Genomic DNA, 15,190 nt, shown 5'->3' with positions numbered 1-15,190 from the left:
ATGCACATTCTGTTCATTCTCAAGGATTTCAAATCCGGCGGCGGCGTCGAACGCGTGCAGCAACGTCTGTCCGAGCAGTTTCTCAAGGATGGCCGGCGCGTGAGTTTCTTCGTCATGAACGGCGAAACCCCGGACACCGAAGGCAATCAACGCCACCACAGCGGCGGAGGCAACGGCATCGCCGGCCTGCTCCGCTCGATCGTGCTGTTGCGCCGGCTGATTCGTGACGAGCAGGTGACCCACCTGATTTCCGCCAAGGAGCAGGCCAACGTCTGCACCTGGTTCGCCACGCTGGGCAGTGCCTGCAAAGTCATCTACAGCCGCCACATTGCCCTCGATTGCAAAGAACAGAAAACCAATCCTTCGAGCCTACGCCTGCTGTACGCCTTGTACCTGTGCGGCAGCGGCAAAGTGGTCACCGTCTCGACGGCGTTGCGCCAGTCGCTGGTCAGTCTGTTGCCGTGGGGCCGAAAGCGCATCAGCTTTTGCCCGAACGCGGTGATCACCGAACAACTGTTCCAGGCCTCACGGGCGCCATTGCTCGCCGGGTTGCCAGAAGCTTACTGGTTGGGCCTGGGACGCCTGACGCAGCAGAAAGGCTTTGATCTGTTGCTCGACGCCTACGCCCTGGCCTTGAAACAGCGCACGCTGCCGGACCTGGTCATTGCCGGCGACGGGCCGATGCGCGATGCACTCAAAGCGCAGGCGCAACGCCTGGGTATCGCACGACGGGTGCACTTCACCGGCTACCTGAGCAACCCCTATCCGCTGCTCAGGAACACGCGGCTGTTCATCTTGAGTTCTACCCACGAAGGCATGCCGACCGTGCTGATCGAGGCGCTGGCACTGGGCACGCCGGTGCTGGCCAGCGACTGCGAAACCGGCCCCAGAGAACTGCTGGACAACGGCCAGCTCGGGCTGCTGGTCAAGGTCAACGACGTGCCGGCACTGGTTGAGGGAATGCTGCAAAGCCTGACTTCGCGCGATGACGCGATGCCCCACGAACAGACCCTGACCGAAGCCTTGCGCCCCTACACCAGCCAGCACGCGGCTCAGGCGTATTACCAGGTATGGAATCAATGAAAAAATTCCTCATCATCCTCCACGACCTCAGTGCCGGCGGCGCCGAGAAAATGATGACGCGCCTGGCCGGTGCGCTGGTTGACGCGGGTAACGACGTGACGTTGCTGCTGCTCACCGGCGGCGGCATCAACGCGAAGTACCTCGACCCGCGCGTCAAGACCGTCGAGTTGCACAGCCCGCGCAGTGTTCGTGCGATTCCGGCGCTCGCGCGGTTCCTGCGCGCCAATCGCTTCGATGCGCAACTGGCGGCGCTGACCCACGTCAACGTCGTGGCCATCGCCGCCGCGCTGTTGTCCGGAACGCTGGCACGCCTGCACGTCAGCGAGCGCAATGCGTTTTCCCACGACAAACACGTCAACCCGGCTTTCATGGTGCGGCTGGCCTACAGCGCGGCGCCGCTGCTGTACCGGCTGATTCCCAACCCGGTGATCTGCGTATCGAAAGGCGTTGCCCAGGATCTGGTCGACACCACAATCGCGCGCCGCCAGGACGTCACTACTGCGGACAATCCGGTACTCGACGATGACTTCTACAAAAAGCGCCCAGGCCGGCCCAGCCATCGCTGGCTGCTGGAAAAGTCCGGCGCGGTAATCGTTGCCGTGGGCCGTCTGGCCCGGCAAAAAGGTTTCGACACGTTGATCAGCGCGTTGGCCGCGCTACCCGATACCAACGTGCGTCTGATCATCTTTGGCGAGGGTGCGCTTCGCGAGCAGTTGCTTGAACAGGCCCGGGAGCTGGGCGTTGCCGAGCGTGTCGATCTGCCGGGTTACACCGCTGATCCGCTGGCAGAAGTGGCCGCCGCCGATTGTTTTGTCCTGTCGTCGCGCTTCGAGGGCAGCCCGAATGCGCTGGTCGAGGCCTTGGCCACGGGCACGCCGGTGGTCGCGACGCGCTGCCCTCACGGCCCGGCAGAAATCCTCATCAATGGTCTGGTGGCGCCGCTGGTCGAGGTCGACGACGCGCTCGCCCTGGCGCAAGCGATCGTCCTCCAGCTCAACACGCCGCGCCATTTCAAACGCCATACCCGGCTTGAGGCGGCCGCGCGGTTTGCCAATACGCGCGCCTTGCAGACCTACCTCACAGCGATGCTCGGGAGCGCCGCGTCATGAGCACCCTGACGATCCGATATTCAACCTTGCGCGACGGCTTCGCCCTGTTCGGCGTGCTGTTTTACATCCAGGTGATCACCTTCATCCTCGGTCTCGGCGGCGGGTTCAGCTTTGGCGATGTCGACAAGGACCTCGAAGGCAGCGTGGCCAACCAGGTCTGCGGACTGCTGACGCTGGTGGTGCCGTTGTTTTTCTTCATCCGCAACAAGGTGTTCCTGAGCAAAACCTTCTACCGCAGCAATTTCTTTCTGCTGCTGTTCCTGCTCTGTGTGATCGCCTCGATCGGCTGGTCCCACGACCCGATGCTCAGCCTGAAACGGGTGATCGCGCTGCTCGGCGTGGTGTTTTTTGCCGGTTTCATTGCCTGGAACTACCCGCTGGAAAAGATCGTGTTCATGCTCGGTTGTGCGATCGGCGCCGCGGCGTTCATCGGGCTGATTCTTGCGGTGGTCATGCCTGATGTGGCGTTCCTCTCCGGGGGCATCCGCGACGGCGCTTTCAAGGGCATCTTTGCCGAGAAGAACGCCGGTGCGCGACTTAATGCGGTCGCGATCCTGTTGTTGCTGCCGATGATCCGTCAGCGCAACCGCTGGGCGCTGTTCTGTGCGTTGTGTTCGCTGGTGGCGATTTTGCTCGCGCAATCGGCGACCGGCGTCGCCCTGGTGGTGTTCGGCACGGTCAGCTACGGGTATTTCCTCACGCTGATCCGTCTGCGCATCCACCGCTCGCAGTGGCTGTTTTTCGCCTGCACGGTGCTGTTTCTGCTGGCGGGCCTGTTGCTCTACAACCATGTCGCCTGGCTGCTGGAAATTGCTGGTCGCGACCCATCGCTGACCGACCGCACGCTAATCTGGGAACTGCTTGCGCCCTTCGTCGAACAGCAATGGCTCAAGGGTTATGGCTTTGGCGCCTTCTGGGCCAGCCCCGATGCCGATGCGTTCATCACCCGCTGGGGCTACATCGGCAACGCCCACAGCGGCTACATGGAAACCCTGCTCAACGGCGGTGTGATCCAGTTGAGCGCACTGCTTCTGCTGTTCGGCGAAGCGCTGCTCAAACAGTACCGCGCCGTCACCGCCAACCACACGGCGCAGTTGCGCGCCAGTGCGCTGGTGATCATCGGCCTGTTTGCCGTGACCAACTACGTGGCGTACGTGATTCCCAACTACCGCTCCGCCGAATTCCTGGTGTTCTGCACCCTCGCCCTGTCCTTCCGGCATCAGTTGGTGATGCTCCCCGCTTTCAAACCGGCAAACCCGCGCCAGCGTCAGGCTGGCCGGGCATTTGCGCCTGATTCCGCCGAGGCGTAACCCAAGGAGAAGCTGCCGTGACAAACCAAGCCCCGCCTACCGTTTGCGTTCTGATCCCGATGTACAACGGCGTCGACAGCATCGAGCAGACGCTGACCTCGCTGGCCGAGCAGACTCGCCTGCCCGATCACGTCATCGTCATTGACGATGGCTCCACCGATGACGGGCCGCAACGGGTCCGGGACTTCGCCGCGCCGTTTCGCCTGACCCTGTTGCAGCAGGCCAACGCCGGCCAGGCCAGTGCGCGCAATACCGGTTTGCACCACAGCCAGGAAACCTTCGTGGCGATGCTCGATGCCGATGACCAGTGGCGCCCGCAAAAACTCGAGCTGCAACTGGCGCTGTACGACGAACTCGAGCAGCAGGGCCGCCCGGTCGGGCTGATCGATTGCTACACCCAGGTCAACTACAGCAACGGCAAGCGGCAACTGGACGCCGTGCGCAAGAGCGGCATGCACTTCTACGATTTCGTCCACGCCAACGTTCTCAATGGCGTGTCGGCCGCGCTGGTCAAACGCGACGTGATGCTCCAACTCGGTGGCTTCGACGCCGGCCTGCGTTACTGCGAAGACCGCTTCATGTGGACGCGCATCGCCGAGCACTGGGAAATCCACACGGTGCCGCAGATACTGCTCGAACGCACGGTCAACGACGGCAACATGACCGCGCAACCGAAAAAACACTACCAGAACAAGATGAAGTTCATCGACGTGTACCTCGAGCGCTATGGCGCCCAGCTGAGCAAGCAGCAACACATCGATTTCGTGCTGGGCAATCACACCGATTTTCTCAACACGTTCTCCCGGCGTGGCGATCATGCCGAGGTGCTCGATGTGTACCGGCGGATGTTCGAATACTCCTGGCAGACGCTGATTTTCGATCACGGCAAACCGACCTTGCGCTGTCTCTACGCCCTCGCCCGCACCGGGTTCAAGGCGCCGGCGTCAACCGCTGCTCAATGACTCGGTATCCGCCATGGCCAATCACCGCCTCGTCACCCTCGGCTGGATCTTCACCGAAAAATTCGGCCTGATCCTGCTGTCGATGATCACCTTCGTCGCCTATGCGCGGCTGCTGTCGCCGGCCGAGCTGGGTGTGGGCACGATCATCATCGCCATCGTCGAGCTGGTCGGGCTGATTTACTCCTCGGTGCTGGAAGACCCGCTGGTGCGCCTGGAACGCCTGGAAGACAAACACATCTCGACGGCGTTCTGGGCGGCGGTGCTGGTCAGCCTCGCATCGATTGTGCTGATCTCGCTGGCGGTGCTGTTGTATACGTCCGACCCGGTGCTGCGCTGGATGACCGCGCTGGCCTCGGTGAAGATCCTATTCACCATGATGGCGCGTGTCTACGTGGCGCAAATGCGCCGCAGCGGCAACTTCAAAATGCTCGCCTCGCGCACGTTGCTGGGCAAGATTGTCGGCGGTTTCGCCGGCATTGCCGTCGCGCTATGGGGTTTAGGCGCCTGGGCGGTGATCGCCCAGGCGCTGATCATGGAATTCGTCTCGATCATTGTGTTGATGCGCGGCGATCCGAGGCGCATCGCCTTCCATATCGACGGTGCGTTCTTGCGCGAGCTGATCAAGGCCGGCACGCCGGTGGCGATCAACGCACTCAGTTCACAGACCCTGCAGCGCGGCGTCAACGTGGTGCTGGGGATGACGGCCGGGGCGAATGCGGTCGGCATGTTCAACATGGCCATGCGCATCATCGACCTGCCGCGTACGGCGATCTACAACGGCCTGCTGAGCTATGCGCTACCAGCGTTTTCCCGGCGCAGCGCCGAGCCGCTGCGCCTGCTCGGGATCATCGGCGACTCGACCGTGGTCAGCAGCTTTCTGTTGACGCCGCTGTTCCTCGGCATCGCCCTGACGGCCAGCGATCTGATCCTGCTGATTTTCGGCGCCAAATGGGCCGAGGCGATTCCTCTGCTGCAAGTGCTGGCGTGCACGGCGGCCGTCGGCAACATGGCGATGTACGCGACCACCGCGCTGGTCGCGGTCAACCGCAGCCATTTGACGATCAAGGCCGAAGTCCTGACCACGCTGCTGGCGCTGCTGCTGGTGTACGTCTTCGGCAGTGTCTATGGCGGCATGGCCGCTGCGGTTGCGCTGCTGGCGCGCATGCTGCTGATCACGCCGCTACAGATCCGCGGCCTCAACGCCGCCGTCGGTTACGACTGGCGCCGCTTCTTCGACTCCAATTACCGCAGCGTGCTGGCCTCGCTGGTGATGGTCGCAACCGTGTTGTCGCTGTCGCCGCACCTGGCCGTTCAAGGCTACCTGCACCTGCTGTGCGACATCTCGCTTGGCGCGCTGAGCTATGCCGTGGCGTATAGCGTCCTGCACCCGCGCTGGCCGCAGGAATTCAAATCGGTGTTCACCGCTCGCTGAATTCAGTCCATGAAAACAGGAAGGTTCCTCCATGCGTAAAACTACGTTGATTACTGGCGGCGCCGGTTACATCGGCTCGCATACCGCTTTGGCCCTGATCAATGCCGGACGTCACGTGCTGGTGCTCGACAACCTGTGCAACAGCAGTCGCGAGTGCATCAAGCGTCTGGAGCAGTTGACCCTGAGCCGGGTGGATTTCATCAGGGGTGATATTCGCGATGCGCACTTGCTCGACAATATCTTCGGCCGCTACGACGTCGACGCCGTGGTGCATTTCGCCAGCCTCAAATCCGTGGCCGAAAGCGTGAGCAACCCGTTGGACTACTACACCAACAACGTCGCCGGCACGCTGGAACTGTGTCGGGCAATGGCGCGCAACGAGGTGTTCAAACTGGTCTTCAGCTCTTCGGCGACGGTGTACGGCGATCCGGTGAGCACGCCTATCTCAGAAGATGTCGGCACCGGCAAACCGGTCAATCCCTACGGCCGGAGCAAACTGATGATCGAGCAATTGCTCACCGATCTGTGCCATTCCGATCCGCGCTGGAGCATCGCCCTGTTGCGCTATTTCAACCCGATCGGTGCCCACGAAAGCGGGATGATCGGCGAAGATCCCTGCGGCCGGCCGAACAACCTGTTGCCCTGCCTGACCCAGGTCGCGATTGGCCGGATTCCCGAACTGACGGTGTTTGGCAGCGATTACCCGACTGTCGACGGCACGTGCGTGCGCGATTACATCCACGTGGTCGATCTTGCTATTGGTCACCTCAAGGCCCTGCTGAAGTTGCAGCAAACCAGCGGCGTCGACGTGTGGAACCTCGGCACCGGCGTCGGTTACAGCGTGCTGCAAATCATTCAAAGTTTCGAAGACATCACCGGCATCGCCATCCCCTATCGCTTTGCCCCGCGCCGTGCAGGTGACGTTGCCAAAATGTTTGCCGACCCGGGCAAGGCCGGGCGGGAATTGGGCTGGACCGCGCAGCGCGACCTGCAACAGATGATCGTCGATGCCTGGCGCTGGCAGTCGTGCAATCCGCAGGGCTACCAGTCTTCCTTCAAGATCCCGGCATTGAGTGTGGCCCGATGAAGCTTCATGGCGTGCTGTTTCTGTGGCTGCTGGGGTTCGCCCTGGCCGGCAACGCCGCGCCAGCGCCGCCCGGTGTTCCCGCCGCCGGGCTGGTGCTGTGGCTGGACGCGGCGGATGCGCAAAGCGTGCAGCTCGATGAGCAGAACCGCGTGCTGCGCTGGAAAGACAAATCCGCCAGCGGCCTTGATGCCAGCGCCGACAATCCCGGCGCGGCGCCACAGTGGCTGCCGGACGCGGTGAACGGTCGTGCGGTGGTGCGTTTCAACGGCGCGTCAGGTTTGCTCGGCAAAGCCATCCGCAGGGCCAAAGGCCCGGTGACGGTGTTGGTGGTGTCGCGGCGTACGGCAGAACAAGCCGGGACCGATCCTTGGCAACGCTTGTTCAGCTCGCGCCCGCAAACCGCCAACAACGATAACGTCCTGCCGAATTTTGCCATCAGCCTGCGCGACACTGCGGCGTACGCAACCAGCGTTTCCGTGCTGGAGCTTTACGACGTACCGATCGGGCCGTATGGCATCGGTCGCAACGCCGTTGGCACGGCGGATAACTTTCGCGGCGACATTGCCGAAGTGCTGGTCTATGACCGTGCGTTTGCCTCGCTCACCGAACGCCAGCAAGTCTTTCAGTACCTCGCAGACCGCTGGACCGTAGCTGTTCCGCCGATCGCTGATACCTGGACCCGGGTCGGCCCACTCGGCGCTGTACCGAACCGGACCAACAGCAACCTGCCGCTGTCCGATCAGGCCAACAGCGGTCAGTGGGTGCTCAACGACAAGCTGTCCGACGAATTCAACGGCAGCACCCTCGATCGCACACGCTGGCACGTCAACCACGGCGTCGGCAACGAATCGCTCGGCCGCAAACCGGCGCTGTACACCGAGAAAAACGCCAGCGTCAGCAATGGCAACCTGAACATTGTCTTTCGCAAGGAAACCTTGCCGGAAAAGTACGTGAAACTCGGTTTCAAGGACTACACCTCCGCCATGGTCCGCACCCTTGAGAAGGGTTTGTTCGGCTATTACGAAGCGCGGGCGAAACCGATGAATTCCGCCGGCTCCAGCGCCTTCTGGCTGGCCTGGACGGGCATGGCCGACAACGCCACCGAAATCGACATTTTCGAAATCGCCGGCAAGACCAAGGATGGCAGGCTGGACCGCTCCTACCACATGAACGCCCACCTCTGGGCCACGCCGCAAAGCACCGAGCACATCGCCGATGGCAGCATCTGGGTCAGCCCATGGCGGCTGGCCGATGACTTCCATGTCTACGGCTTCGACTGGCAGCCCGACACGCTGCGCTGGTATGTCGATGGCGTGCTGGTGCGCGAATCGCGCAACAAACACTTCTTCTTCCCGATGGAAATTGTCTTCGACAGCGAGGCCATGTGGTCATGGTTTGGCGTGGTCGACGATGCTGACCTCCCCTCAACGTTCGAAGTCGACTACATCAAGATGTGGCAACGCCGTTCATCGCTGTCCCAGGCCGGGAGCACGCCATGAGCCGCCACTGCTGTTTCAGCTTGCGCCTTGGGTCGAACCGTGTTCGACAGAGTCGTCAGTTTTTGATCAGCGCTGATCAGTCCGGAGCGCATCTACATGAACAATCGACGGCTCAAGGAACTGGATTTATTGCGTTTTCTCGCGGCCCTGGCCGTGGTGTTCTTTCACTATGCGTTTCGCGGCTATGCCAAGGGCGATATGTCGGCGATGCCCTACCCGCTGCTGGCTGAGCCGGCCAAGTACGGCTATCTGGGGGTCGAGCTGTTTTTCATGATCAGCGGCTTCGTGATTCTGATGACCGCCTCCAGCAACAATCTGAAGGTGTTTTTTATCTCCCGCGTGGTGCGCCTCTGCCCAGCCTTCTGGGTGTGCTGCACGATCACCTTTCTGGTCACTCTCGCTGTTGGCCAGCCAAGATTCAGTGCTGATTTTTATCAATACGTGGTCAACATGGCCTTTCTCAGCGAGATGCTCAATGTCGAGCCCATCGACGGCGTGTACTGGTCGCTGTTCGTCGAGATCAAGTTCTACCTGATGATTTCCGTGCTGCTGGCCTTGAAGAAAATCGACCGGATCGAGCCGTGCATGGTGGTCTGGCTGCTGATCTCCGCCGTCGCCGAAGTCCTGCAATTCGAAAAGCTGCGCTCGATGCTGATCACCGATTACGCCGCGTGGTTTATCGCCGGGGCGACGTTCTACCTGGCCTGGGCCAAGGGTTTTACATCCACGCGGATTCTGCTGCTGGCGGGGGCACTGGCGCTGGCGTTGTTCACTTCGGTGGTGTGGGCCGCATCGATCGAAAGCAAATATGCCACCGACTACGACCCGCTGATCATTTGCGCCGTGGTGGTGCTGTTCTTCGTGATTTTCCTGTTGATCGCGACCAACCGCATGTCCGCTCTGCAACGCTGGAACTGGACCGCGCTGGGCGTGCTGACCTATCCGCTGTACCTGCTGCATCAGATGATCGGCTTCATGATCTTCAACATCGCCTACCCGGCGATCGATCCGCACGTGCTGCTCTGGGGCACGGTAGCGTTCATGATTGGTGTGTCGTGGTTGATTCACGATCAGATCGAGAAACCGATGGCGCAATCGATAAAAAAGTCGCTGTCGATTTCCTTCAAACTGGTCAGGGCCGACTAGCTCGCCCAGCGTCAGCCGCGCTTGAGCGTCTCGCTCGGCAGCTCTTTGAACAGCGCCCGATAGCTGCTGGAAAAACGCCCCAGATGCCAGAACGACCAGTGCATCGCCACTTCGGCCACGGTGGTTTCCGTCGGTCGACGCCTGAGCAGTTCGCGGTGCGCGCTGTTCAACCGACGCAAGCGTAACCAGTGGCTTGGCGTCATCCCCGTGTAGGCCTTGAAGGCCTGTTGCAATTGCCGTAGCGATACCCCCGCCACCTGCGCCAGCTCGAGCAGATTGAGCGCATCTTCCGGCGAATCAGCCGCCCACTCCCCCACGCGTTTCATGATCATCCGTTCTTCGCCACGCCGTTGCAGGCCGCTTCGATCAAGGCGCGCCTGCGCGTTGTCGAGAATGAACAGACAGTCTTCAAGTAGCTGTTGAGTCAGCGCCTCTTTGCTTTCCATATCAATAGCTTGCGACAACTTCGTGAGGGTCGAGCTTAACCAGCGACTGAACAAGGCGTTCTGTCCGCAGGTGAGCGGCGCCATGAACAGCCCGTCGAATTTCGCCACATCCAGCCCATGTTCACGGACAAATGCCGGGCCGAACACCACGGCAATTTCCTGGTAATTCTCCGGGGTGATCCAGATGTTGCGGCTCTCTTCGTTGAGCAGGTAGAGCGCGTTGTCGCTGCGATCAAAACAGAACGCCAGCGCACCGGACGGCGCGCTGAAATTCTGCTCGACCCGGGTATTCATCTGCTCTTCGTAGACCTCGACGCCCTGCAGATCGAGATAGCGGATCTGCCCGGCGAAATGCCCCGGCGACATCTGCTGGTAATGCTGGACCCAGCCCGGCGTGGCGCGCACTTGCTCGGCCACATCGGCGGTGTTGAAGGCTTGAACCTGAAGCGGATTGCACGTTGTCATGAGGTGACCTTGCGCACTCTTTTGGTGCGCTTGGGTGCTGCTTAAAGTGGATAGATGGATTCACCAGCCGCGCCCAAGATAGACGCCAACGCGCCACAGGGGAAGGGGCGGAAGATGAAACCCGCCCTCCCCGGCGTCTACAAAACCAATAACGAGGTCTCTATGAATGCCCCTTTCGATCAGCTGTTCACGTGGCTGAAAGATCACAAGATTACCGAAGTCGAATGCGTGGTCAGCGACCTGACCGGCATCGCCCGCGGCAAGATCGCACCGACCAACAAGTTCCTGCATGAGCGCGGCATGCGCCTGCCGGAAAGTGTGCTGCTGCAAACGGTAACCGGGGATTTTGTCGATGACGACATCTACTACGACCTGCTCGACCCGGCCGATATCGACATGGTCTGCAAGCCGGTGTCCGACGCTGTGTATGTGATCCCGTGGGCAATCGAGCCGACCGCGATCGTTATCCATGACACCTTCGACAAGTTCGGCAATCCGATCGAACTGTCGCCGCGCAACGTGCTGAAGAAAGTCCTGCAGCTGTACACCGACAAGGGCTGGAAGCCGATTGTCGCGCCGGAAATGGAGTTCTACCTGACCCAGCGCTGCGAAGACCCGGACCTGCCACTCAAGGCACCGCTGGGCCGCTCCGGTCGTGCGGAAAGTGGCCGGCAGTCGTTTTCTATCGATGCCGCCAACGAATTCGACCCGCTGTTCGAGGACGTCTACGACTGGTGCGAACTGCAAGGTCTGGACCTCGACACGCTGATCCATGAAGACGGCCCGGCGCAGATGGAAATCAACTTCCGCCACGGCGACGCGCTGGACCTGGCCGACCAGATCACCGTGTTCAAACGCACCCTGCGCGAAGCGGCGCTCAAGCACAACGTCACCGCGACGTTCATGGCCAAGCCGATCGGCGACGAGCCCGGCAGCGCCATGCACTTGCACCAGAGTGTGGTCGACATCGCCACCGGCCAGCCGATTTTCGCCAACGCCGACGGCAGCATGAGCGAGCTGTTCCGCCAGCACATCGGTGGTTTGCAGAAGTACATCCCGAAAGTGCTGCCGATGTTCGCGCCCAACGTGAACTCGTTCCGCCGCTTCCTGCCCGATACCTCGGCGCCGGTCAACGTTGAATGGGGTGAAGAGAACCGCACCGTTGGCTTGCGCGTGCCGACCTCGGGACCGGAATCGATGCGCGTGGAAAACCGCCTGCCCGGCGCCGATGCCAACCCGTATCTGGCGATTGCCGCGAGCCTGCTCTGCGGATACCTGGGCATGGTCGAGAAGGTCGAGCCGAGCGCCGCGGTTGAGGGCCGGGCCTACGAGCGACGCAACCTGCGCCTGCCGATCACCATCGAAGAAGCACTGACCCAAATGGAAGAATGCGCCACCGTGGCCGAATACCTGGGCGACAAGTTCGTACGCGGCTACGTCGCGGTGAAACGCGCCGAACACGAAAACTTCAAACGCGTGATCAGCTCGTGGGAGCGCGAGTTTCTCCTGCTGAGCGTCTGATCCAAATCTGCACAAATCCCGGTAGGAGTGAGCCTGCTCGCGATGGCGTCGGCACATCCAACATCACTGTTGCCTGAACCACCGCTATCGCCAGCAGGCTGGCTCCCACACTGAAACGCAGGTGTACACAAAACCCGCTAACACCCCGAAACCCTGTGGGAGCGAGCCTGCTCGCGATAGCGCCGGCACAGTCAACATCACTGTCGCCTGAACCACCGCTTTCGCCAGCAGGCTGGCTCCCACACTGAAAAGGAGGTGTACACACTTCCGCTAACACCACAAAACCCTGTGGGAGCGAGCCTGCTCGCGATGGCGTCGGCGCAGTCAACATCAATGTCGCCTGAACCACCGCTATCGCCAGCAGGCTGGCTCCCACAGGGTGAACGAAGCTAGCGACGATCGTTCCCACGCTCTGCGCGGGAATGCAGCCCGGGACGCTCTGCGTCCCATTCAGAGCCGAACGCGTAGCGTCCGTTGAGGCATTCCATTGCTGCGCGTAGGAACGATCATTAACGACCACTACAACAAGAGGTGTCGATATGCGTTTGTTGAAATCCGTACTCCCGGTTGCACTGAGCGTGCTGTTCAGCGCCGTGGCGCAAGCCCAACCCCAGGTCAGCGTCTACAACTGGACCGACTACATCGGCGAAACCACCCTCACCGACTTCCAGAGTAAAACCGGGATCAAAGTCATCTACGACGTGTTCGATTCCAACGAAACCCTCGAAGGCAAGCTGCTTGCCGGGCGCACCGGCTATGACGTGGTGGTGCCGTCCAACCACTTCCTGGCACGCCAGGTGAAGGCCGGCGCTTTCCTGAAACTGGATCGCTCGCAACTGCCGAACTGGAAAAACCTCGACCCGAAACTGCTCGAACTGCTGGAGAAAAACGATCCGGGCAACGCCCATTCGGTGCCGTACCTGTGGGGCACCAACGGCATCGGCTACAACGTCGACAAGGTCAAACAAGTGCTGGGCATCGACCATATCGATTCCTGGGCCGTGCTGTTCGAGCCGGAAAACCTGAAGAAACTCAGCGCCTGCGGTGTGTCGATGATGGACTCCGCCGACGAGGTGTTCCCCGCCGTGCTCAACTATATGGGCATGGACCCGCGCAGCGAAAACCCCGAAGACTATAAAAAGGCCGAAGCCAAGCTGCTGAGCATTCGCCCCTACATCACCTATTTCCATTCCTCGAAATACGTTTCCGACCTGGCCAACGGTGATATCTGCGTGGCGTTCGGTTATTCCGGCGATGTGTTCCAGGCGGCCAACCGCGCCAAGGAAGCCAACAACGGCGTGAACATTGCTTATGCCATTCCCAAGGAAGGCTCGAACCTGTGGTTCGACCTGCTCGCGATTCCGGCCGACGCCAGCAATGCCAAGGAAGCTCACGCCTTCATCAATTACCTGCTCGATCCGCAAGTGATCGCCAAGGTCAGCGCCGCAGTCGGTTACGCCAACCCGAACCCGGCCGCCAAGCCGTTCATGGACCCGGAACTGGTCAACAACCCCGAGGTTTATCCGCCGCAAGCGGTGCTCGATAAACTCTACATTTCCTCGACGCCACCGCAGGCGATCATGCGGCTGATGACCCGTTCGTGGAGCAAAGTGAAGTCGAACAAATGAATCAGCACAGCCAGGAACACGCGCGTTCCTATTACGCCGCATCGGCGCGAGCGAGCACTGCCTACCCGGTTCTCGATGGCGATCTGAGCGCTGATGTCTGCGTGATCGGCGGCGGCTTCACCGGGGTCAACACCGCGATTGAACTGGCGCAGCGCGGGCTGTCGGTGATTCTGCTCGAGGCCCGGCGAATCGGCTGGGGCGCCAGCGGGCGTAATGGCGGTCAGTTGATTCGTGGTATTGGCCATGACGTTTCCGGGTTCGCCAAGTACGTCGGCGAGGAAGGCGTGGCGTATCTGCAGCGCGCCGGGATCGATTCGGTGGAACTGGTGCGGCGGCGTATTGGCGATCATCAGATCGACTGCGACTTGCGTTGGGGCTTCTGTGAGCTGGCCAATACCCGCGCACAGTTTGCTGCGTTCTCTGCAGAACAGGCTGAACTCGGCAAACTCGGCTATGCCCATGAAACCCGTCTGGTCGGCCCTGAGCAGATCCGTCAGCAAGTGGTCAACGCCGAAGGTTATGCCGGTGGTTTGATCGACATGGGTTCCGGGCATCTGCATCCGCTGGATCTGGTGCAAGGCGAGGCGCGTCTGGCGGCCGCGCTCGGAGTGCGGGTTTTCGAACAGAGTCCGGTGCTGGAGATCATCCATGGCCCGACTGTGCAGGTGCGCTGCGCGGGCGGCACGGTGCGCGCCGGCAGTCTGGTGCTCGGTTGCAATGCGCATCTGGATGAACTGGAGCCGCAGCTCAGCGGCAAGGTGCTGCCGGCGGGCAGCTACATCATCGCCACCGAGCCGTTGTCCGCCGCACGCGCTACGCAGTTGATCCCGCAGAACCTGGCCCTGTGCGACCAGAAAGTCGGCCTCGATTACTACCGGCTCTCGGCCGACCGGCGCTTGCTGTTTGGCGGCGCCTGTCACTATTCCGGGCGCGATCCGGCGGACATCGCCGCGTACATGCGGCCGAAGCTGCTCAAGGTATTCCCGCAACTGGCTGATGTGCGCATCGATTATCAGTGGGGCGGCAGGATCGGCATCACCGCCAATCGCTTCCCGCAGGTGGGCCGCCTCCAGCAACAGCCGAACGTGTTTTATGCGCAGGGTTATTCCGGGCATGGGCTCAACGTTACGCACTGGTGCGCAAAACTGCTCGGCGAGGCGATCCACGCCGGACACAGCCAAGGCCTCGACGTGTTCAGCCGGGTTCCGCACATGACCTTCCCCGGCGGCCCGGCACTGCGCTCGCCGCTACTGGCATTGGGGATGTTCTGGTACCGGCTGCGCGAATTGCTCGGCTGAAATCCTGGGGGAGCCAGCCTGCTGGCGATGGCGGTGGGTCTGTTGAAGCAGTTGTGGCTGACAGACCGCTATCGCGAGCAGGCTCACTCCTACAGGGAACTGGGGGTTGCCTGGGTTATGTGTTCATCACAGGGGTTGGGGGAATTGGCTATTTCGGTTTGCTCTATCGCAAGGCACTTCTATATTGATGAAGTGCTTTTGCGT

General features: G+C 61.2%; 12 protein-coding genes. 11 read left to right on the top strand and 1 reads right to left on the bottom strand.

Going from position 1 to position 15,190, the window contains the following annotated elements; all coding sequences use genetic code 11:
* The 8 genes from J3P75_RS13840 to J3P75_RS13805 all read left to right on the top strand — a co-directional run bounded on the left by J3P75_RS13840 (position 1) and on the right by J3P75_RS13805 (position 9,628).
* Positions 1-1,083: a glycosyltransferase gene (locus tag J3P75_RS13840; RefSeq protein ID WP_434711185.1), complete on the top strand. Its 1,083-nt coding sequence runs from the start codon at positions 1-3 to the stop codon at positions 1,081-1,083.
* Positions 1,080-2,192 carry a glycosyltransferase gene (locus J3P75_RS13835; RefSeq protein WP_434711183.1) on the top strand — a complete coding sequence of 371 codons (1,113 nt, stop codon included), beginning with the start codon at positions 1,080-1,082 and terminating at the stop codon, positions 2,190-2,192. The genes J3P75_RS13840 and J3P75_RS13835 overlap by 4 nt, the downstream gene beginning before the upstream one ends.
* On the top strand, positions 2,189-3,502 hold the full coding sequence (locus tag J3P75_RS13830) for an O-antigen ligase family protein (protein WP_434711181.1): 1,314 nt from the start codon (positions 2,189-2,191) through the stop codon (positions 3,500-3,502). The genes J3P75_RS13835 and J3P75_RS13830 overlap by 4 nt, the downstream gene beginning before the upstream one ends.
* 17 nt (positions 3,503-3,519) lie before the next feature.
* On the top strand, positions 3,520-4,464 hold the full coding sequence (locus tag J3P75_RS13825) for a glycosyltransferase family 2 protein (protein WP_434711179.1): 945 nt from the start codon (positions 3,520-3,522) through the stop codon (positions 4,462-4,464).
* Between the two features lie 13 nt (positions 4,465-4,477).
* Complete coding sequence (locus J3P75_RS13820; protein ID WP_434711177.1) at positions 4,478-5,896, top strand: oligosaccharide flippase family protein; 1,419 nt, start codon at positions 4,478-4,480, stop codon at positions 5,894-5,896.
* Between the two features lie 31 nt (positions 5,897-5,927).
* Complete coding sequence (gene galE, locus J3P75_RS13815; RefSeq protein WP_434711175.1) at positions 5,928-6,983, top strand: UDP-glucose 4-epimerase GalE; 1,056 nt, start codon at positions 5,928-5,930, stop codon at positions 6,981-6,983.
* Positions 6,980-8,482 (top strand): family 16 glycosylhydrolase, encoded by a 1,503-nt coding sequence (locus tag J3P75_RS13810; RefSeq protein WP_434711173.1) that lies wholly within the window; start codon positions 6,980-6,982, stop codon positions 8,480-8,482. The genes galE and J3P75_RS13810 overlap by 4 nt, the downstream gene beginning before the upstream one ends.
* Before the next feature lie 96 nt (positions 8,483-8,578).
* The gene (locus tag J3P75_RS13805) at positions 8,579-9,628 is read left to right on the top strand and encodes an acyltransferase family protein (RefSeq protein ID WP_434711171.1); all 1,050 of its coding nucleotides are present in this window, start codon (positions 8,579-8,581) and stop codon (positions 9,626-9,628) included.
* A gap of 11 nt (positions 9,629-9,639) precedes the next feature.
* Here the strand turns inward: J3P75_RS13805 and J3P75_RS13800 are convergent, their stop codons facing one another.
* On the bottom strand, positions 9,640-10,539 hold the full coding sequence (locus tag J3P75_RS13800; RefSeq protein WP_093101670.1) for a helix-turn-helix domain-containing protein: 900 nt from the start codon (positions 10,537-10,539) through the stop codon (positions 9,640-9,642).
* A 162-nt stretch (positions 10,540-10,701) separates the two neighbouring features.
* Here J3P75_RS13800 and J3P75_RS13795 point away from each other — a divergent pair, with 162 nt between their 5' ends.
* From J3P75_RS13795 to J3P75_RS13785, 3 genes are all read left to right on the top strand, one after another.
* A complete protein-coding gene (locus J3P75_RS13795) occupies positions 10,702-12,060 on the top strand; it encodes a glutamine synthetase family protein (protein ID WP_434711168.1) in 1,359 nt (452 codons plus the stop codon).
* Between the two features lie 539 nt (positions 12,061-12,599).
* On the top strand, positions 12,600-13,688 hold the full coding sequence (locus J3P75_RS13790; protein ID WP_434711166.1) for a polyamine ABC transporter substrate-binding protein: 1,089 nt from the start codon (positions 12,600-12,602) through the stop codon (positions 13,686-13,688).
* The gene (locus tag J3P75_RS13785) at positions 13,685-14,986 is read left to right on the top strand and encodes an NAD(P)/FAD-dependent oxidoreductase (protein WP_434711165.1); all 1,302 of its coding nucleotides are present in this window, start codon (positions 13,685-13,687) and stop codon (positions 14,984-14,986) included. The genes J3P75_RS13790 and J3P75_RS13785 overlap by 4 nt, the downstream gene beginning before the upstream one ends.
* Positions 14,987-15,190: the final 204 nt, after the last annotated feature.

Origin of the sequence: Pseudomonas sp. R1-1 (assembly GCF_051132135.1) — a bacterium.
In the GTDB taxonomy this organism is placed as follows: Bacteria; Pseudomonadota; Gammaproteobacteria; order Pseudomonadales; family Pseudomonadaceae; genus Aquipseudomonas.
The sequence above is the reverse complement of the archived record's forward strand: the minus strand, read 5'-3'. Positions and strand labels throughout refer to the sequence as shown.